The 18456-nt window shown below is 70.8% G+C and carries 16 protein-coding genes; 2 read left to right on the top strand and 14 right to left on the bottom strand.

The features are described 5' to 3' along the window. The 6 genes from Aph01nite_RS38110 to Aph01nite_RS38085 form a co-directional block, all read right to left on the bottom strand. On the bottom strand, window positions 1-186 hold a 186-nt coding region (locus Aph01nite_RS38110; protein WP_204045945.1), incomplete at its 3' end, for a hypothetical protein. A 145-nt stretch (window positions 187-331) separates the two neighbouring features. Continuing rightward, the gene (locus Aph01nite_RS38105) at window positions 332-1210 is read right to left on the bottom strand and encodes a 1,4-dihydroxy-2-naphthoyl-CoA synthase (protein WP_204045944.1); all 879 of its coding nucleotides are present in this window, start codon (window positions 1208-1210) and stop codon (window positions 332-334) included. Window positions 1211-1258: 48 nt separating this feature from the next. Further along, window positions 1259-2446, bottom strand: a complete 1188-nt coding sequence (locus tag Aph01nite_RS38100; RefSeq protein WP_204045943.1) for an isochorismate synthase — start codon at window positions 2444-2446, stop codon at window positions 1259-1261. Next, the gene (locus Aph01nite_RS38095) at window positions 2446-3252 is read right to left on the bottom strand and encodes a class I SAM-dependent methyltransferase (protein ID WP_239162287.1); all 807 of its coding nucleotides are present in this window, start codon (window positions 3250-3252) and stop codon (window positions 2446-2448) included. Before Aph01nite_RS38095 ends, Aph01nite_RS38100 begins: the two co-directional genes overlap by 1 nt. Before the next feature lie 87 nt (window positions 3253-3339). Then, entirely contained in the window at window positions 3340-4470 is a 1131-nt protein-coding gene (locus tag Aph01nite_RS38090) for a serine hydrolase domain-containing protein (protein WP_204045942.1), read from the bottom strand. Window positions 4471-4498: 28 nt separating this feature from the next. Next, complete coding sequence (locus Aph01nite_RS38085) at window positions 4499-5629, bottom strand: amidohydrolase family protein (RefSeq protein WP_204045941.1); 1131 nt, start codon at window positions 5627-5629, stop codon at window positions 4499-4501. A gap of 113 nt (window positions 5630-5742) precedes the next feature. Here Aph01nite_RS38085 and Aph01nite_RS38080 point away from each other — a divergent pair, with 113 nt between their 5' ends. Continuing rightward, window positions 5743-7701: a family 20 glycosylhydrolase gene (locus Aph01nite_RS38080; protein WP_204045940.1), complete on the top strand. Its 1959-nt coding sequence runs from the start codon at window positions 5743-5745 to the stop codon at window positions 7699-7701. Window positions 7702-7707: 6 nt separating this feature from the next. Here the strand turns inward: Aph01nite_RS38080 and Aph01nite_RS38075 are convergent, their stop codons facing one another. The 7 genes from Aph01nite_RS38075 to Aph01nite_RS38045 form a co-directional block, all read right to left on the bottom strand. Continuing rightward, on the bottom strand, window positions 7708-8292 hold the full coding sequence (locus Aph01nite_RS38075; RefSeq protein ID WP_204045939.1) for a GTP-binding protein: 585 nt from the start codon (window positions 8290-8292) through the stop codon (window positions 7708-7710). Further along, on the bottom strand, window positions 8273-8632 hold the full coding sequence (locus Aph01nite_RS38070; RefSeq protein ID WP_307836822.1) for a DUF742 domain-containing protein: 360 nt from the start codon (window positions 8630-8632) through the stop codon (window positions 8273-8275). The genes Aph01nite_RS38075 and Aph01nite_RS38070 overlap by 20 nt, the downstream gene beginning before the upstream one ends. Further along, on the bottom strand, window positions 8629-9042 hold the full coding sequence (locus Aph01nite_RS38065) for a roadblock/LC7 domain-containing protein (RefSeq protein WP_204045938.1): 414 nt from the start codon (window positions 9040-9042) through the stop codon (window positions 8629-8631). The genes Aph01nite_RS38070 and Aph01nite_RS38065 overlap by 4 nt, the downstream gene beginning before the upstream one ends. Further along, entirely contained in the window at window positions 9039-11378 is a 2340-nt protein-coding gene (locus tag Aph01nite_RS38060; protein ID WP_204045937.1) for a sensor histidine kinase, read from the bottom strand. Before Aph01nite_RS38060 ends, Aph01nite_RS38065 begins: the two co-directional genes overlap by 4 nt. Window positions 11379-11608: 230 nt before the next feature. Then, window positions 11609-13123, bottom strand: a complete 1515-nt coding sequence (locus Aph01nite_RS38055; protein WP_204045936.1) for a prenyltransferase/squalene oxidase repeat-containing protein — start codon at window positions 13121-13123, stop codon at window positions 11609-11611. Between the two features lie 14 nt (window positions 13124-13137). Next, window positions 13138-14016 carry a terpene synthase family protein gene (locus tag Aph01nite_RS38050; protein WP_204045935.1) on the bottom strand — a complete coding sequence of 293 codons (879 nt, stop codon included), beginning with the start codon at window positions 14014-14016 and terminating at the stop codon, window positions 13138-13140. Next, a complete protein-coding gene (locus Aph01nite_RS38045; protein ID WP_204045934.1) occupies window positions 14017-15306 on the bottom strand; it encodes a cytochrome P450 in 1290 nt (429 codons plus the stop codon). Between the two features lie 546 nt (window positions 15307-15852). Between Aph01nite_RS38045 and Aph01nite_RS38040 the strand changes: the two genes are divergently transcribed. Further along, entirely contained in the window at window positions 15853-17871 is a 2019-nt protein-coding gene (locus Aph01nite_RS38040; RefSeq protein ID WP_204045933.1) for a cellulase family glycosylhydrolase, read from the top strand. A gap of 162 nt (window positions 17872-18033) precedes the next feature. Here Aph01nite_RS38040 and Aph01nite_RS38035 read toward each other — a convergent pair whose 3' ends face one another. Further along, on the bottom strand, window positions 18034-18378 hold the full coding sequence (locus tag Aph01nite_RS38035) for a hypothetical protein (protein ID WP_204045932.1): 345 nt from the start codon (window positions 18376-18378) through the stop codon (window positions 18034-18036). Window positions 18379-18456: the final 78 nt, after the last annotated feature.

Genomic DNA, 18456 nt, shown 5'->3' with positions numbered 1-18456 from the left:
CGCGCCGTCGCCCTTGCAGGCGAACCAGCCCTGGTAGCCCACCGTGATCTTCCCGACCACGTCCCCGGGCGGGCTCGCCGCCCGCGCCGCGCCGCTCAGCGTCGCCAGCACCCCGGCCGACGACGCCGCGGCGAGAGCGGATCCGGTCACCGCGGAGGCCAAGAACCCCCGACGTGAGATTTCCACGCGCACTCCTCTGTGAGGGGCCGCGGATCAGGACGCGTGAACCGCGCGCCAGAAAGGCTCGGATCCCCATCGTGACAGGATCCGATACACCAGTGCAATAGATGGAAATCTCAGCGCAATCTTCCGAGATCCATGCGCAAGAAACTCAGAAGTGCCAGGGGAAGGGCGTCCAGTCGGGGCTGCGCTTCTCCAGGAAGGAGTCCCGGCCCTCGGTCGCCTCCTCCGTCATGTACGCCAGCCGGGTCGCCTCCCCCGCGAACAGCTGCTGCCCGACCAGGCCGTCGTCGATCAGGTTGAACGCGTACTTGAGCATGCGCTGCGCGGTCGGGCTCTTGCCGTTGATCTTGCGCGCCCACTCCAGCGCGGTGCTCTCCAGCTCCTCGTGCGGGACGACCGTGTTGACCATGCCCATCCGGTGCGCGGCCTCGGCGTCGTACGTGTCCCCCAGGAAGAAGATCTCCCGGGCGAACTTCTGGCCCACCTGACGGGCCAGGTAGGCGGAGCCGAAGCCGCCGTCGAAGCTGGCCACGTCCGCGTCGGTCTGCTTGAAGCGGGCGTGCTCCCGGCTGGCGATGGTCAGGTCGGCCACCACGTGCAGGCTGTGGCCGCCCCCGGCCGCCCACCCGGGGACCACGCAGATCACGACCTTGGGCATGAACCGGATCAGGCGCTGCACCTCCAGGATGTGCAGGCGGCCGGTGGCGGGGGTGCCGTCCGCGTACTGGTAGCCGTCCTTGCCGCGGATGCGCTGGTCGCCGCCGGAGCAGAAGGCCCAGCCGCCGTCCTTCGGGGAGGGGCCGTTGCCGGTCAGCAGCACACAGCCGACGTCGGTGGTCATCCGGGCGTGGTCGAACGCCCGGTAGAGCTCGTCCACGGTCTGCGGGCGGAACGCGTTGCGGACCTCCGGCCGGTTGAAGGCGATCCGGACCGTGCCCTGGTCCACCGCGCGGTGGTAGGTGATGTCGGTGAACTCGAAGGCGTCCACCGGCTTCCAGGCCTTCTCGTCGAACAGCTCAGAAACCATATGTCCCCACTCCCGTGTCTAGATTCCACCCTGCACTCTAGAAGCCGGCTACACGCCGACCGCTTCGCGGATCCCGAAGATGTCCCGTACGGCGCCCAGCTTGGCCTCGGTCTCCTGCCATTCGGCGGCCGGACCGGAGCCGGCCACGATGCCGCACCCGGCGAACAGCCGCAGCTCCCGGCCGCGCACCCGGGCGCAGCGCAGCGCGATGCACCATTCGCCGTCGCCCCGGGAGTCCTGCCAGCCGACCGGGGCCGCGTACCGGTCCCGGTCCAGGCCCTCCAGCGAACGCAGCAGCCGCAGCGCCTGGTGGGTGGGCGTGCCGCACACCGCCGCCGTCGGATGGAGCCGGCCGGCCAGGGCGAGCGCGTCGGTACGGCCCCGCAGCACGCCGGTGATCCTGGTCGCCAGGTGGGTGACGTTGGCCAGCCGGAGCACGTGCGGGGTGGCCACGTCCAGGCTGTCGCAGTACTCCTCCAGCACGGCGATGGCCGAGTCCGCGGCGAGCGAGTGCTCGGCCGAGTTCTTCGGGGTGGCCAGCGCGTGCGCGCCGCCCGGCCAGGAGGTGCCGGCCAGCACGAGCGAGGTGACCTCCCGGCCGACCCGGGCGGCCAGCAGTTCCGGCGAGGCCCCGACCAGGCCGTCCACGGCGAACGCCCAGCAGGAGGGGAACCGTTCGGTCAGCCGGGAGACGGCCGAACGCGCGTCGAAGGGACCAGCCAGCCGGCCCCGCACGTCCCTGGCCAGAACCACCTTCTCCAGCAGCCCGAGCTGGATGTCCCGGACGGCCTGCGCGACCGCGCTGTGCCAGTGGGCGCGCGCCCCCGGCTCCGCCGACCAGTCGACGTGCGGAAGCCTGGCCCACGCGGTCCGCGACTCCTCACCCGGCTCACCGACGGTGGTCCTCCAGGCGATGCCGTCCCGGCGGCCGACGACCACCCGCGGCACGATCAGCGTCGAGGTGCCCGGCCCGTCGTCGAAGGTGAAGCTGCCGAACGCGATCGGGCCGGTGCCGGGGCCCTCGATCTCGTCGCTGATCCGGCTGGCCGCCGTCCACCGCCGCCACCAGCGGCGGGCCAGGTCGAAGCGGTCGGGACCCGAGGTCTCGAACCGGGCGGCCTCCCCCCAGGCCACCATCCCGTCCCCGCCGCGCAGCCATAACGTGGCTCCCGCATGCGGCGCGACCTCCAGTAATGCGCCAGGATCGTCGATCTTGACGGTACGGACGACCTCCATCAGATCTCGCCTCCCGGGCGGCGCGCGTGCACGGTGTGCACGGTGAAGGAGACCGCACGGAAACCCGGATCGGACATCAGCTCCCGCACATCCGCGAGGGCCGCCGCCGTCATGCCCGCGGCCAGCAGCTTGTCCTCCAGGTGATGGCTGTTGCTGATCAGCAGGCCCAGGCCCGGCGACCCCGGCCGCCAGACCTCCACCCGGCAGGCCGGGTCCACGTCCGTGAAGCCCGCCTCGGCCACGGCCTGCGCGACCGACCTGCCCCAGGTCGGGTCGGCGCCGACCGCGCCCAGCACCTGGGCCAGCGTGGTGAGATAGCGCTCGTACAGCTCCCGCGCGGCCTCGCCCGGCGTGAGCAGCGCGGGCCAGTGGGTGATGTCGATCTCGTCGAGCTGGAGCCAGCCGCCCGGGCGGAGCGTGCGCAGCAACCGCGCCAGCACGTGCCGGCGGTCCGGCAGGTGGCTGAGGACCAGCCGGGCGTGGACCAGGTCGTACGCCTCATCCGGGAGGGGGTCGCGCACGATGTCGTGGCGGGCGACGGTGAGGCCCGGATGGGCCGGGATCAGGCCCGGTTTGATGTCGGTGGCCAGCACGCGCCCGTGCGGGGCCACCCGCTCGGCCAGCCAGCGGGCGACGCTGCCGCCGCCCGCGCCGATCTCCAGGCAGTGCCACCCCGCGGTCACCCCCGTGCAGGCGAGGCGCTCGAACGTCAGCGGATCGAGCAGGTCCGCGAGACATCGGTGCTGGTCGGCCGAGTGGGCCCCGTCGTTGTCGAAGACATAGTGCGCAGCAGCGGCGTTCGCCAACTGGATCTCCCCCGAAAGAAGCAGATGGTCCAGTCCCGCATGCTAGACAGTCGTCACTCTGAGTAAGTCTTTCGACACTCGGGTCACTCAGAGTGAGGCGTAGACGGCTTCGATCAGCACCATCTTCCTCGGGTCGTTGGCGATCTGGGTGCCCATGCGGTTCATCGTGTAGCCGATGGCCAGCCGGGCGTCGGGGTCGGCCAGGCCGAACGAGCCGCCGTACCCGTCGTGGCCGTAGGCGCGGGGGTTGGGGCCGTACGAGCCGTTGGCGGTGCTGAGCCAGAAGCCGAGGCCGATCTCGGTCTCGTAGCCGAGGGCCGCGCCCAGGACCAGGTCCATGCAGGCGCCCTGGCCGGTCCGGGCACGCTCGACCGCCTCGGCGCTGAGCATGCCGCCTGCCGCGAGCGCGTAGAGCTGCGCGACCGCGCGGGCGGTGCCGTGGCCGTTGACGGCGGGGATCTCGGCGCGTCGCCAGGCCGTGGTGTTGGCCACGGCGGCCTCCAGCGGCGGGTTGGTGAGGGTGGTGAGCACGACCGGGCCGAGCTGGGCGTAGAGCGCGGCCAGTTCGGAGTTGTCGGCCTCCGGGGGCGGCTGGAGCTCGGCCACCCGATGGTCGTGCGACTCGGCGAGGCCGATGTGGAAGTCGATGTCCCGCGGGCCGGTGATCTCCTCCCGGAGGAAGACGCCCAGGCTGCGGCCGTCGATCCGGCGGACCAGCTCGCCCACCAGGTGACCGAAGGTGAGCATGTGGTAGCCGGAGACGGTGCCCGGCTCCCAGAAGGGCTCGGTCTCGGCCAGGCGGGTGGTCATCAGGTCCCAGTCGTACAGGTCGGCGGGAATGGTGGGGGCCTGGGGGGCGGAGAGGCCGGACCGGTGGGAGAGCAGCTGCCGGACGGTGACGGCGGCCTTGCCGGCGGCGGCGAACTCCGGCCAGTAGCGGGCGACCGGGGCGTCCAGGTCGAGCAGGCCCCGGTCGGCCAGCACGTGGACGCAGAGCGCGGCCACGCCCTTGGTGGTCGACCAGACGTTGACCAGGGTGTCGCGCTGCCACGGCCTGGTCCTGGCCACGTCGGCGTGGCCGCCCCAGAGGTCGGCGACGACCTCACCATCGAGGATCACCGTCACGGCCGCGCCGATCTCGTCGCGGTCCCGGAAGTTCGCCTCGAACGCTTTGCGCAGGCCGTCGAAGCGGTCCGCGCAGTGTCCCTCGGTATGCATGCTGCCACCGTACCGACTGGTCGGTTTCTCAGGAAGTACGCACTCCGCGCCGGAACACGGCCGCCGGACGCTGGAGCAGGCGGATGTCCCGGGTCGGGTCGCCGGCCACGGCGAGCAGGTCGGCGTCGAAGCCGGGGGCGATCCTGCCCTTGCGGTCCTCGACGCGGCAGGCGCGGGCCGCGAGCGAGGTGAAGGAGCGGAGCACCTCGGCAGGCGTGCAGCCGGCGAAGTCGACCAGCATCTCGCCGCCCTGGGGGAGGATGCCGTGCGGCTTGGGCGGGCCGATGCCGGCGTCGCTGCCGCCGACCAGTCGCACGCCGGCCGCGCGCAGCAGGCGCATGCCCTCGGCCAGCCCGGCGACCCGGTTGGCGATGGCGGGCGGCGGGGTGAACCCGGGCAGCACGCCCACGGTCAGCGAGGCGAAGACGCCGCTGTCGGCCAGCCGCTCGATCAGCTCCAGGTCGTGGCTGACGCCGTGCTCGGAGAAGAACGAGACATGCTCGATGGAGTCGAAGCCCGCGTCGAGCGCGGCGGCGATGCCCTCCGCCGCGTGCGCGTGGCCGGTGATGGGCAGGTCGTGCAGGTGCGCCTCCTCGGCGGCGGCGCGGAGTTCGGCCGGGGAGTACTGGAGCAGGTGGGAACGGCTGCCGGGAGTCATCTCGCCGCCGGTGACCATCACCTTGATGGCGTGCGCGCCGCGCGCCGCCCGCTCCCGTACGGCTTCGCGCACCTCCTTCTCACCCCGCGCCTCCCCGCCGAGGAACCAGCAGTGGCCACCGGGCGTGGTGATCGGCGCGCCGGCCGAGAGGATCTCCGGGCCTTCGGGGAGATCCTGGGCGAGCTTGAGGGCCAGGTAGTCCTTGTCGCCCAGGTCGCGGACGGTGGTCACCCCGGCGGCGAGGTGCTGCGCCGCGGCCGTGCGCATGCGGTCGTAGAGGCCGTCCTGGCCGAGGTGGCCGATGGGGTCGGGGCTGGCGTCGAAGGCCAGGTGCACGTGCGTGTCGATCAGGCCGGGAAGCAGGGTCGCGTCGCCCAGGTCGAGCGAGGCGCCGGGGGCGTCGGGGAGGATCGCGGCGACCCGCCCGCCGTCCACGACCACCGCTCGCGATTCGAGCAGGTCGTGACCGTCGAAGATGCGCTGCGCGCGAATGGTGAACATGGCGTCATTGCACGCCGGGCGGGGGTGGCGGGGCTTGAGTATCCCCCTACTCGAAACGGGTCTTGACGGGAGTCGAACTGTAAATAAGGTTTACTAATAAAAGAGGAGGCGCCGTGGTCCGGTTAGCGCGCGTGGTGATGGCAGTCGTCCTGGCCGGTGTCGGGCTCCTGGTGCCCGCGTCCGCGCCCGCGGTGGCGGCGACGATGGCGGATGTCGTACCGGTGCCGGTGGTGACGCAGCCGACCTCGGCCACCTACACCCTGCCGTCGGGGGCGAGCGTCTTCACCCAGGCGGGCTCCGCCGACGTCGGCACCTACCTGGCCGCCATCCTGCGTCGTTCGACCGGGTACGCGCTGCCGATCGCGACCGCCGGATCGGGCGAACCCACGAGCGGCATCTCGCTGCTGCTCACCGGCGCCGACCCCAGCGTGGGCGCGCAGGGCTACCAGCTCGACGTGACGGCCGCCGCCGTGGTGCTGCGCGCGCAGACGGCTACCGGCCTGTTCAACGGCGTGCAGACGCTGCGACAGCTGCTCCCCGCCGAGATCGAGAGCCCCACCGTACGGCCGGGCCCGTGGACCGTCCCCGGCGGCCGGATCGTCGACTACCCGAGATTCGCCTACCGGGGCGCCATGCTGGACGTGGCCCGGCACTTCCACCCGGTGGCCACGGTCAAGCAGTACATCGACAGGATCGCCCTCTACAAGATCAACTACCTGCACCTGCACCTCTCGGACGACCAGGGCTGGCGGATCGTGGTCGACTCCTGGCCCCGCCTGGCCACCTACGGCGGCAGCACCCAGGTGGGCGGCGGGCCCGGCGGCTACTACACCAAGGCCCAGTTCCAGGAGATCGTCGCGTACGCCGCGTCCCGGCACATCACGGTCGTGCCCGAGATCGACATGCCAGGGCACACCAACGCCGCCCTCGCCTCCTACGCCGACCTCAACTGCAACGGCGTCGCCCCGGCGCTCTACACCGGGACCGCCGTCGGGTTCAGCTCGCTCTGCACCACCAAGGAGATCACCTACACCTTCGTGAACGACGTGCTGACCGAGCTGGCCGCGCTCACGCCGGGGCCGTACCTGCACATCGGGGGTGACGAGGCGGACGCGACCTCGGCCGCGCAGTACGCGGCGTTCATGAACCGGGTGCAGCCGATGGTGACCGGTAAGAGCAAGACGGTCATGGGCTGGCACCAGATCGGCGCCTCGGCCGTGCAGCACTCGGCCGGCCGGGTGGTGCAGTTCTGGGGCACCGGCACCTCGGACTCGTCGGTGACCACGGCCGTGTCCCGGGGCGCGAAGGTGGTCATGTCGCCGTCCAACAAGGCGTACCTGGACATGAAGTACACCAACTCCACCCCGATCGGGCTGAGCTGGGCCGGGCTCATCGAGGTGCAGACCGCGTACGAGTGGAACCCGGGCACCCACGTCAGCGGCGTCCCCGCCACCGCCGTCCTCGGGGTCGAGGCCCCCATGTGGTCGGAGACGATCGTCACCGAGGACCACATCGAGTTCATGGCCTTCCCCCGCCTGCCCGCCATCGCCGAACTCGGCTGGTCCCCGTGGTCCACCCACAACTGGACGGCCTTCCGCGCCCGCCTGGCCGTCCAGGGCCCCCGCTGGACGATCATGGGCATCGACTTCTACCGCTCCCCGCAGATCGCCTGGCCGACGACGGGCTCGACCGTCCGGTACGAGGCCGAGAACGCCGCCATCACCCTGGGCGTGGCCGAAGCCAACCACGCCGGCTACTCCGGCACCGGCTTCGTCAACTACGACAGCGCGGTCGGCAGCAACGTCCAGTGGACGGTCAGCACCCCGGCCGCGGGCACCGCCACCCTCAGAATCCGGTACGCCAACGGCAGCACAACCAACCGGCCGATGGACATCACCGTCAACGGCGCCCTCGTCGCCGACGAGCTCTCCTTCACCGGCACCGGCGCCTGGGCCACCTGGCAGACCAGGACCCTGACCGTCACGCTACCGGCCGGAACCAGCACGGTCCGGGCCACCGCCACCACCGCGATCGGCGGCCCCAACGTGGACTATCTGGAGGTGCAGCGTTAGACCGTCCTACACCTTCGCCATGGGGCGGCGGCCGTACGCGTGCTGGACCAGGGCGATCAGCACTTCCTTGCCGGAGTCGCGGCGGCGGGCGTCGCAGAGCAGCACCGGGATGTCCCCGCCCAGGTTGAGCGCCAGCTTGACCTCGTCGAGCTGGTACTGCGGCGCGCCGTCGAAGCAGTTGACGGCCACGATGAACGGCGTGCCGCGGCGCTCGAAGTAGTCCACGGACGGGAAGCAGTCCGCCAGGCGGCGGGTGTCCGCCAGCACCACCGCGCCGAGGGCGCCGCGGGCCAGTTCGTCCCAGACGAACCAGAACCGCTCCTGGCCGGGCGTGCCGAACAGGTAGAGCACGAAGTCGTCGCCGATGCTGATCCGGCCGAAGTCCATCGCCACCGTGGTGGTGCTCTTGGACTCCACGCCGGACAGGTCGTCCACGCCGATGCTGCGGTCGGTCAGCGTCTCCTCGGTGCGCAGCGGCCTGATCTCCGAGACCGCGCCCACCATGGTGGTCTTGCCCACCCCGAAGCCGCCCGCGATCAGCAGTTTGATCGGGACAGGGATCTTCTTGCCGTCAGAGGGCCCGGAGACCATCGAGCACCGCCCTATACATTCTCTCGTCGAGCATGTCCGCCTCGGGCTGCGGCTCCTGCAGGGCGATGTAGCCGCCGTGCAGGAGGTCGCCGAGGAGGACGCGGACCGTTCCGGCCGGAAGGTCCAGGTGGGCCGCGATCTCCGCGACCGACAGCGGCCGCCGGCAGAGCCGGACGATCGCCAGATGTTCCGGGTCCAGGCCGACCTCCACCCCGGTGGCCGCGCGCACGGTCACGGCCAGCGTGATCAGATCCAGCTTGGCTCGCGCCTCGGTCCGGCCGCGCGTCATCACGTACGGGCGGACGACCTGCTCGTCGTACAGCGCATCGTCAGAGTTCACGGGTCGCTCCTGGTGGAAGATACGGACCGTGCGGGCGAGGTGAGGTACTGACCGACGCGGGTGACCAGCATGGCCATCTCGTACGCGACCAGGCCGATGTCGGCCGACTCCTCGCAGAACACGGCCAGGCAGGCACCCTGGCCGGCGACCGTGACGAGCAGGTAGGCGGACTTCATCTCGATGATGGTCTGCCGGACCGTGCCGCCTTCGAACCTCTCACTGATGCCACGGGCGAGACTCTGCACCCCGGCGGCGACCGCGGACAGGTGCTCGGCGTCCTCCACGGCCAGACCGCGGGAGGCCGCCATCAGCAGGCCGTCGGTGGACAGGACGATGCAGTGCCGAGCCTCGCGGACCCGCCCGACAAGATCGTCCAACAGCCAGGCCAGATCAGCGGATGCGGTCATCATCGGTTGTCCTCGTCGTCTTTCTGTTGTCCGAGCAGCCGCGCGGCCTCGGACCTTCCACGTCGGGTACCAAGCTGGTACGAGCCCATGATCTTGCGGATGTCATCGGGAGAACGGTCGTCCTCGTCTTCTTCCGGCTGCTCCTCCACGGGCCGGTCTCGCAGGGACGGGGCGATGCTCGCCTGGGGCACCCGGAAGGGGAGCCCGGACGGGGTGAACGACTCAGGCACGGGAGCCTCCGGGACACTCGGGATGTCGGGAGTGTCCGGCACCAGCTCGGGCCGGCGGCGTTCGCCGATCGGGGTGACCGGAGTGGCCACCGGCGCCGCGAGCGGCTGCTCGGGAACGCGATCGAGCGGGTCGGTCAGCCGTCCGTGCTGGGCGACCACGGCCATCCGCGGCAGCTCCGGCACGCTCAGCGGATCCGCGTCCGCCACGCCCGAGCTCATCATCGCGAGTTCGTCCTCGATGACCAGCTCGCGCGGCAGCAGCACGACGGCGGTGGTCCCGCCGTACGGGGAGGCCTTGAGCTGGACCCGGATGCCGTGGCGCTCGGCCAGGCGGCTGACCACGAACAGGCCGAGCCGGGCGGTGCTGGACAGGTTGAACTCCGGCGGCTCCAGGATGCGCTGGTTGGCCGTGGCCAGGTCCTCGGCGGACATGCCCAGACCCCGGTCCTCGATCTCCAGCGCGTACCCGTTAGCCACCATCTGCCCGGCCACCTGCACCACCGTGTACGGCGGCGAGAACGACACCGCGTTCTCGACCAGCTCGGCCAGCAGGTGGATGACGTCGCCGACGGCCCGGCCGGTCAGTTCGACCTGGCCCATCGGCATGATGGTGACCCGGGTGAAGTCCTCGACCTCGCCCAGCGCGCCGCGCACCACGTCCACCATCGGGACCGGGTTGCGCCAGGCGCGGGCGGGGGTGGAGCCGGAGAGCACGATGAGGTTCTCCGCGTTGCGCCGCATCCGGGTGGCCAGGTGGTCCACCCGGAACAGGTCGTTGAGCTCCTCCGGCTCGCTCTCCCGCCGCTCCATTACGTCCAGCAGGGTGAGCTGCCGGTGCACCAGCCCCTGCGTACGGCGGGCCAGGCTGAGCAGGATGTCGCGGATGCTCTGCCGCAGCTCGGCCTCTTCGACGGCGGTCCTGACGGCGGTCTCCTGCACGGCGTTGAAGGCCTGGCCGACCTGGCCGATGACGTCGCGGCCGAACTCCAGCGGCGGGGCCTCGGTGGCGACGTCCACCTTCTCACCGTGCGAGAGCCGGGCGACGATGCTGGGCAGGCGCTCGTTGGCGAGTTCGAGCGCGGCCGTACGCAGCTTCTCCAGCTGCTGGACGAGGTTGCGGGCGGTGGTGATCGACAGGATGACGGACGCGATGACCGCGATCAGGCCCAGACCACCGGCCAGCGCCAGCCGCACGACCACACCGATGGCGACGGACTGACCGCGCTCCACCAGCCGTTCGCCGGCGGCGTGGACCTCTTTGTCACGCTCGGCGAGCACGACGCTCGCGACGGCGCGCCACTCGCCGGCGCTGACCGCGGGCTGGCTCTGGGCGCGGCTGTTCATCATGACGCGGTTTTCCAGCTCGCGCATGCGGGCGAAGCTGGCGCTCTCGGCCACCTTCTTGTAGGCGGCGCGGTCCTCGTTGCCCAGTTCGGCGACCGCTTGGTCGGTGTGCGCACGCTGGGCGCCCACCAGTTGAGCGAAGCGGGCGTGCTCGTCGCCGGTGAACCGGCCGAAGGCCAGCACGCCCTCCAGCAACGCGTCTTCCTGGGCGTGCAGCTCCAGGGCGCGGTTCATCGCGATGTTGATCCGGGCGTCCTTGGCGACCTGTTCGTCGTCCAGCGCGGCCAGCGAGTCGTACATGCGGAAGACCGCGTCGATGACGCCGGTGAAGAAGGCGGCCGACTCGGTCCGGTCCGCGCCGGGCCGGTCGATCTTCTCGCGCGCCTTGCCGAGACTGTTCAGCTCGATGAAGGTCTCGTCCAGCCGCTTGGCGAAGGCGGAACTGGCGGCGAAGTCGACGTTGTCGTCGGTGGCCAGGCGCCGGAACTCCGCAACGGCGACGTCGGTGCGCTTGCGCTGCTCGTCCAAGTCGTTGCGGGCATGGCCGAAGCCGGAGCCGAGATGCACGGTGGTCAGGCGGCGCTCGTTCTGGAGCTCGGCGAGGAGCGGCACGCTAGGCTGCACCACCTGGCCGTCCAAGGTCGCGATCCAGAGCAAGTTCACGCCATCACGCAACGTCACCCATGCCGCGAACGCCCAGAGCGCGGTGAGCGAGATCAGCAGTGCGGCGACCTTGGTCCGCACCCGGGAGTTGCGAAAACGCATGACACCATCCCTGCGAGTGCCAGAGAAACTGCGGCATATTTCTCTGAGATTAACGACTGCTAACCGCCAGAAGGATCTCAGCACGAGCGGACGTCAACCTCACGCCACATGCCCGGGAAACCCTAGCAACGCCACTAATTACACACAAGCCAACAATGGAATTAATGGCTATAGAGTCCCATTTGCATACCAATGTCGGCCTATCGTGTGACCCAAGATCGCATCCTAGCTCAAGCCGATGCGCCACCGAGGAAAATCTCGGCCCGGTGCCGGGCCGCCAGCACCACGGAGTCCACGATCGCATAGGGCAGGTAGAGATCCTTGTCGTGCCAGAGCGGCTGGTTGGCCTCGCGCGGCGCGCGGCGCAGGTAGTCCACGCCGCGCGCCAGCCTGGCCGCGTCCTTACGGGGATCCGGGCCCGCCAGCAGAATCTGGATGGCGTACGCCGTCTCCTCGGGGGTGCCCCGCCAGTGTCCCCAGGAGCCGTCCACGCGCTGGGTCTGTCTCGTCCAGCGGACGGCCCGCTCGACCGGCTCACGCCCGGCGGCGCCACCGAAGTCGGCCAGCGCCAGCACGCAACTGACCGTCGCGTAGTACGGCGAAGCGTGCCACCGGTCCTCCCAGCTGCCGTCCACGCGCTGCCGTTCGCACAGCCAGGCGGTCAGGTGGCCGATCGCGGCGGCGTACCGGGGGGAGGCGGTGGGGTGGGTGGTGGCGTAGTGGCCGAAGGCGTCGATCACGTGGGCGTTGACGGTGGCCGAGGCGCCCTGCTCACCGGGCCAGGTGCAGAAGTGGTCTCCGGAGGCGAACAGCCAGAGTGAGTCGGGTTCGCGGGAGTGGCCGAGCAGCGCCAGCGCGTACAAGGCGACCGAGGTGGTGTCGGCATCCGCGGGGAGGCCAGGGCCCGCGGGCGTGCCGGCCGGGCCGATGGCCGCATTCAGATCGGCGATCAGGCCCTCGGGCACGTCGGGCGCGAGACCTGCCCGCAGCAGCCAGGCGAGCACCCAGCCACGCTCGAAGACCGTGATCGGGAATCCGACGGGGACCGGGCCGCCGTGCAGGTCGACCACCGCTTCCAGCTGCTGCCGTACCGGGTCGGCCGGGTCCAGCAGGCCGCGGTCGCCGAGCCACGCCGCCGCCGCGGCCGGGCTGGCGCCCACCACTCCCCCGGCGGCCGGGGTGACGGCGGCGGCGGCGCCCATCACCTCCAGCGTGTGATGCAGTTTGGCGGGCACGTCGGCACCGGAGGCGAGCCGGGCTCGAATCACATCAAGGAGTGCCCCATCCATCCCGGAAGGGAAATATAGGGGCTTAGTGGGTAATTCATATTCCACCAGGGCGTGGGCATACAGGTTTATCTGCTCAATCAGGAACGGAATAATCAGCTCGTTCGCCGGCGTATCTGGTAATGACGTGTTCTTGGCGCCGCCAAGCCAGCCCGTGAGGAATTCCAGGCCACGCCGCGCCGTCCGGACCACGGTGGGCAGGTCCGCTGTCCGGTCACCGCGTGTGATGACGGCGAGCAATGCCTCGACCGCGCTGAGCGTCGGAACCAGCGCGTAACCCTCGGGACCGCCCCAGCCTCCGTCCCCGCGCTGGGACTCGGCCAGGAAGCCGATGCGCCGGTCGTGGCCGGTAAGCCAGGGGGCCAGGGCCACGAGACGGCCGGTCTCGTAGACGGAGGGGGACACCTGGCCACCGGGCCGCATCGTCAGGCCCGCGGCGATCTCGCTACCGGTGATCATGGGGTCACCGATGCTCACAGGTCCCCCCAGTAGTCGCTCGTCCCGTAGAAGCCGACGCTGAACCCGATTTGGCGCTCCAGGTAATCCGCGGCCTCCGGGCATCGGGTCCGCAGCGGCTCGATGACCTGGCCGCTCTCGGCCAGCAGTAGGCCGATCAGGCGGATCACCTCGGCCCGGTCGATACCGAGGGTCAGCACGTTGACGTCGTCCCAGTCGTGGTCGCGGTCCTCCCCGGCCAGGTCGTTGACCAGCCGGAGCACGCGCTGCACGGCGTCGCTGGCGGCCATCGCCTCCTCGAGGTGGGCGAGTACCCGGGGGTGCCCGGTGGCCAGCCAGTGCGTGAGGTTCACGAACGAGGAGGTGGCGCTGGCGGAGTTGGCCAGGTATTCCGCGACCGTCGGCGGTGCGCCCTCGCGGCGGGACGGCCGCCAGGCCCACTCCGTGGCCATCGCCTCCAGCGTCCTGGAGAGCAGGTCCCGCCATCCGTCGCGACGGATGGCCGGGATCTCGTCCCTGATCTCGGCGAGCAGGCGGGTGAGCGGGGTGGCCGGGTCACCGCCCGCCGCGACGGCCTGGCAGTCAGCGGTGACGCGGGCCACGTCCTCGGCTGACTTGGCCACGTAATCCACCTGGAAGTCGAGCGCGAAGACCCAGATCGAGGCCCTCAGCAGCGCCCGCAGGTCCTCGGGACCGAGGGCGTCCGGCGAGCCGAAGGCATTGGCGAGGGCCAGCATGGAGTAGAGGCGAGAGCCGAACGGCCGTTCGGGGAACAACTCCGGATAGGCGGCGGCGCGCTCCCGCAGAAACCGCTCGCAGGCCGCGGCGAGCGCGCAGGTCCGGCCCGCCTCCGCCGCCGTGCGTGCCCCGCCGGGGAGAACGAGGTGCGCGGGCACTCAGATCCGCTCCCTGATCGACAGCGTCAGCCGTACCGACGGCCGGGGATGGGTGGCGGCGGCGGGCACCGGCGTGTACGGTCCCGTGCTCACCACCGAGGTCCTGAACCGGCTCAGGATGGCCGCCACGATGAGGGGCGCCTCGATGTAGTACAGATGCACCCCGAGACACTGCCGCGAGCCGCCGCCGAACGGGATGTAGGACCAGCGATGCCGCCGCTCACCCGGCTCGGCCGTGAACCGCTCCGGATCGAAAACCTCAGGCCGGTCCCAGAACTCCTCCAGCCGGTGCGTGACGAACGGGCTGAGCAGCACCTGGGCCCCAGCCTTGATCCTCACTCCGCCCAGGTCGTCGTCGGCCACCGCGCGGCGTGGGAAGATCCAGCCGGCGGGATACAGGCGCAGCAGTTCCTGCAGCACCGCTTTCGTGTAACGCAGGCCGGGCAGGCTGGTCGCGTTGACCGGGCCCACGCCCACCACCTCGTCGATCTCGTCCACCATCCGGCGCGCCACCTCGGGATGTGCCTCCAGGGTCGGCCACAGCCACGTGAGTGCCATCGCGGTCGTCTCCGAGGCAGCCGCGTACACGCCGACGAGATCGTCGCGGATCCGCCTGTCACTGAGCGGCTTGCCGTCCTCGTCCGTGGCCCGGCACAGCGCCGAGATCACATCGCCCCCGTCGCCATGCTCCGCCCGGGACCTCCTGATGAGCGGATACATGACCTCGTCGATGGTGTTCACGGCCTGACGGAACGCTCGATCGCCCGGCATCGGCACGGCGTAGGGCATGAAGGGCATCAGCAGGCGGGGACCGAACGACGAGCCCGCGATCGTGTAAGCCGGGGACAGCCGTTCCGCGTCGGCCTGGGAGATCCGGCTGCCGAACAGCACCCGGTTGACCGCGCGGGCCACGATGGCGGCCATCTCGGCGGAGGCCTCGACCGGGCGCCCCGCGCGGGCGTGCGGTTCGAGCGCGGCCACACCCGCGTCGATCGTCTCGGCGAGGGCCCCGGTGAGCGAGGCCATATGTCGGGCGGTGAAGAGCGGCTGCAGGATCCGGCGGCTGAGGTCCCACGACTCCTCGGTGAAAATGCTGCTGCCGGCGAGCCGCCGGACCGGCTCCCAGAACATCCCGTCACGCGTGTAGTTGCGCCAGTTGTCGCGCAGCACTCGCTGCACGTGGTCGGGATGGCTGACCAGGTACGGCCGGAGTGGCCCGAGGTTGATCCGCACGATCTCACCGCCGGCGGCCCTGCCGAACCCGGCGAGCGCGTTGACCGGGTCACGCAAGAGCCGGGGCAGGACGTGACGGAGGGGAAGCGTTGCGGCCTGTCTTGTTCCGGCTGGGATGGTGATCGACATCGCGGGTGTCTCCCACTCAGGAGCGATTTGCGCAGCATGAACAGCACTTACGGCGGATAGGTGAGTGAAACGGTCCAACGGGCGGTCACCTCGTGGGCGGCCCCGCAGGAGAACCGAAATGGTCAGTCACGGACGGGAAACGACACGCAGTATTCCGTCGGTTACCTCCAGTTCGCCCCAATCACATGCGCAATGTCGCTGAAGTGATGGTTTTGGACCTCCGCAACACCACTGGCGCAGTATCACATGATCAATTACGGGGGATCAACATTGCACCGCAGTGACACTTTTGTAGGCGCATGACCGAAATAGATGGATCGGTCCGAATTGGTGGATATTGGGCGGTAAGTGACCCGGGTTACCTGCGGGAACGGGCTAGGCGAAAGCCCGGCGGACTGGTTGGATCTCCTCGGGGCTTGCCGGTGAAACGCGTCAGCCAGCAGATGTGAACTTTCCTCGCGTTACGGGAGCACCATGACGATGATCCCCGCCTTTCGCGCTGCTCGTGCGGGAACGGTCACGCTGGCGTTGCTGCTGCTGGCCGGGGCGGCTCTGGATCCTTCCAAACTGGTGGCGCTCTATTCATACCCGGGCGGTCACCGCCTCGGCTCCATGCTGGTCTACCTGCCCTTATGGCTGGGCGGGTTCGCGGTGGGCAGCTACGTCCTGGGACGGCGGCGCGGCTCCGGCTTCCTGGTTACCGTGGGTGTCCTGGTGGCGTCCGCGATGTTCGCCCGGTTCGCGGCGTCGCTGGTGAGCGTGATCGGCGCCCTGCCCGCCTGGTCCACGGTCCGGTTCGTGGCCTGGTCGACCGGGTTCACCGGGGTGTTCGCGGGCCTGCTCGGGTGGCCCGCCGCCATCCCGGCCTGGCTGATCCTGCGCCGCGAGAAGCCGGGGCAGCCCGCCAGGCCCGTACCCGAGCTGACGATCATGGCCGCGTTCACCGGGGTGGCCGGCCTGCTGCTGGTCAGCCGCGCCTGGTGGACCCACTCCCCCCTCGGGTACGCCTTCGGCCAGGGCTGGTGGTTCATCGCCCCCACCGCGGAGGCCGGGGTGATCGGCGGACTGGTCGGTCTGGCCGTGTTCCTGGCGTTCGTGCACGTGGCCGGGGCACGGCTGGCCCATGCCCCCGGCCGATCGGGCACCTTCGCCGGAGCCTGGCTGGCCTGCGTCTGCGGCGGCCTCGGCCTCGGCATGGCGCAGAGCGTGCTCGCCCTGTTCGCCTCAGGGCCCGCCGACAGCCTCGGCTCCGACCTGTGGGTGCTGCCCGCGACCCTGCTCCGCCTCGCCCTCGGCGTCTCGTACGGCGCGGCCGTCGGCCTGGTCGCCGCCACCGCGCTGGTCGCCCTGCCCGCCCGCCTGCGTGGCCCCCGGGCGGCCCGGCTCGCCGCGGCGGTGCTCCTGCTCGGCCCGCTGACGGTGGAACCGGTCCCGCCGGCCACTCCGTCCCTCGTCGCGGCCGCGACAGGGGACGGCATGCCCCGGCTGTCGGTCTCCGCGCCCGCGATCGTGGACGACCGGGGACGCCAGGTCCTGCTGCGCGGCGTCAACCTCGACCTGCCGCTGACCGAGGGCGATCTCGGCGACCTGGCCGCGAGCGGCGCCAACGTCGTCCGCCTGGGCATCTCGTGGTCGCGGCTGGAACCCACGCCCGGCGTGTGGGACACCGCCTACCTGGACTCCGTCAAGGCGGCGGTCGGCTGGGCCGAGTCGTACGGCGTCTACACCGTGCTCAACCTGCGCCAGGACCGGGCCGCCACCGGCCTGTACGCGACCTGGGGCCGCCTGGCCGCCGAGTTCGCAAGCCGGCCCGCGGTCGCCGGGTTCGACCTGATGAACGAACCGCCCATCGGGGCGCAGCCGCCGCTCACCTCGTCGCTGCTGCTCGGCCGGGACTACGCCGAGGCCGTCACCGCCATCAGGTCCGCCGAACGCGCGGCCGGCGGCTTCCCCCACCTGATCTTCTTCCAGCCCAGCGTGCTCTGGTCCGAGCTCGGCTTCGACGCGGCCCCGCCCCCCGGCTTCAGCGCCGACGCCAACCTGGTCTTCGCCCCCCACCCGCCCGCCGGCTCGCCGCTGGTCTCCATCCGGCGCGCGCTCGCCATGTCCGCCCGCATGGCGTCCAGGTACGGCGCCGCCCTCTGGATCGGCGAATGGTCGGGCGACCCCGGCCAGTACGCCGTCGCCGAGGACGCGGGCCTGCTCGGCGGCGCCCTCCGGGCCGGCGAGACCCGGCCGGCGGAACTCTCCCGCGCCTACCCCCGGGCCACGCCGGGACGCCTCACCGGTCTCTGGTCCGACGCCCGCCGTCGCGGCCTGCGCCTGTCGGGTACGGGTGGTGGCGGCACCTGCGACCTCGACGTGTGGGTCCCAGGAGAGGAACGGCCCTCGGCGGCGTCCACCGGCATCTCCAGCGTCGCCTTCCGCGAGGTGCCCGGCGGGTGGCGGATCTCCGGCTGCCCGTCCGGCGACTACCGCCTGGAGCTGGTCTGATCAGGCGGTGGACGTCACCAGGATCGCGATGCCCAGCAGGATGGCGACGGGGATCAGCCACATGACGACCTCGACCGCGAACTCCTTGTACATGCCGTTCCTCTCAGTAACGCGTGACGTTTTCGATGGGCAGCATATTAGGTAGGCCGAAATGCCCGGTGCCTAGAGCGGCACCAGCGCGTACGCGACCTGGCCTGAGCCGAGTGCGCCCGCCTCGTAACCCACCGCGACCAGCACTCTCTGCCGCGCCTTCGCCGTGAAGAGCCAGTGGCCGCCCGCTGGCACGTGGAAGCCCTGCCCGTCCGGCAACTCGACTGCCACCTCTTCGTAACCGATCTGCACCCGGAACCCCAGGGGTTCTTGCGTGACGGCGCCCGGCGCCGGATCCAGCCCGAGATCAAACGCCAGCGAAGGCATCATGACCGGCCCCCGAGGATCGGGCGTCTCCAGCAGCAGGATCGCCTCCTCCTCACTGGAACCAGCCGCCCGAGCCACAATCGGCGTCATAGTGAGCATGTTCCCGGAGGCTAGCAGTGTTTATTGCCGATCCTTCGGATCGGCGGGCTTGGCCGCTCCTTAGCCGGT

The sequence above is a fragment of the Acrocarpospora phusangensis genome (assembly GCF_016862995.1).
Classification (GTDB): Bacteria; Actinomycetota; Actinomycetes; order Streptosporangiales; family Streptosporangiaceae; genus Acrocarpospora; species Acrocarpospora phusangensis.
Note: the sequence above shows the minus strand (reverse complement) of the source record. Positions and strands in the feature narration are given on the sequence as shown.

Coding starts and splice junctions, on each gene's coding strand:
- Aph01nite_RS38040 (WP_204045933.1), top strand. CDS start 15,853: ATGACGATGATCCCCGCCTTTCGCGCTGCTCGTGCGGGAACGGTCACG.
- Aph01nite_RS38060 (WP_204045937.1), bottom strand. CDS start 11,378: ATGCGTTTTCGCAACTCCCGGGTGCGGACCAAGGTCGCCGCACTGCTG.
- Aph01nite_RS38035 (WP_204045932.1), bottom strand. CDS start 18,378: ATGACGCCGATTGTGGCTCGGGCGGCTGGTTCCAGTGAGGAGGAGGCG.
- Aph01nite_RS38100 (WP_204045943.1), bottom strand. CDS start 2,446: ATGGAGGTCGTCCGTACCGTCAAGATCGACGATCCTGGCGCATTACTG.
- Aph01nite_RS38065 (WP_204045938.1), bottom strand. CDS start 9,042: ATGATGACCGCATCCGCTGATCTGGCCTGGCTGTTGGACGATCTTGTC.
- Aph01nite_RS38105 (WP_204045944.1), bottom strand. CDS start 1,210: ATGGTTTCTGAGCTGTTCGACGAGAAGGCCTGGAAGCCGGTGGACGCC.
- Aph01nite_RS38055 (WP_204045936.1), bottom strand. CDS start 13,123: ATGATCACCGGTAGCGAGATCGCCGCGGGCCTGACGATGCGGCCCGGT.
- Aph01nite_RS38085 (WP_204045941.1), bottom strand. CDS start 5,629: ATGTTCACCATTCGCGCGCAGCGCATCTTCGACGGTCACGACCTGCTC.
- Aph01nite_RS38090 (WP_204045942.1), bottom strand. CDS start 4,470: ATGCATACCGAGGGACACTGCGCGGACCGCTTCGACGGCCTGCGCAAA.
- Aph01nite_RS38075 (WP_204045939.1), bottom strand. CDS start 8,292: ATGGTCTCCGGGCCCTCTGACGGCAAGAAGATCCCTGTCCCGATCAAA.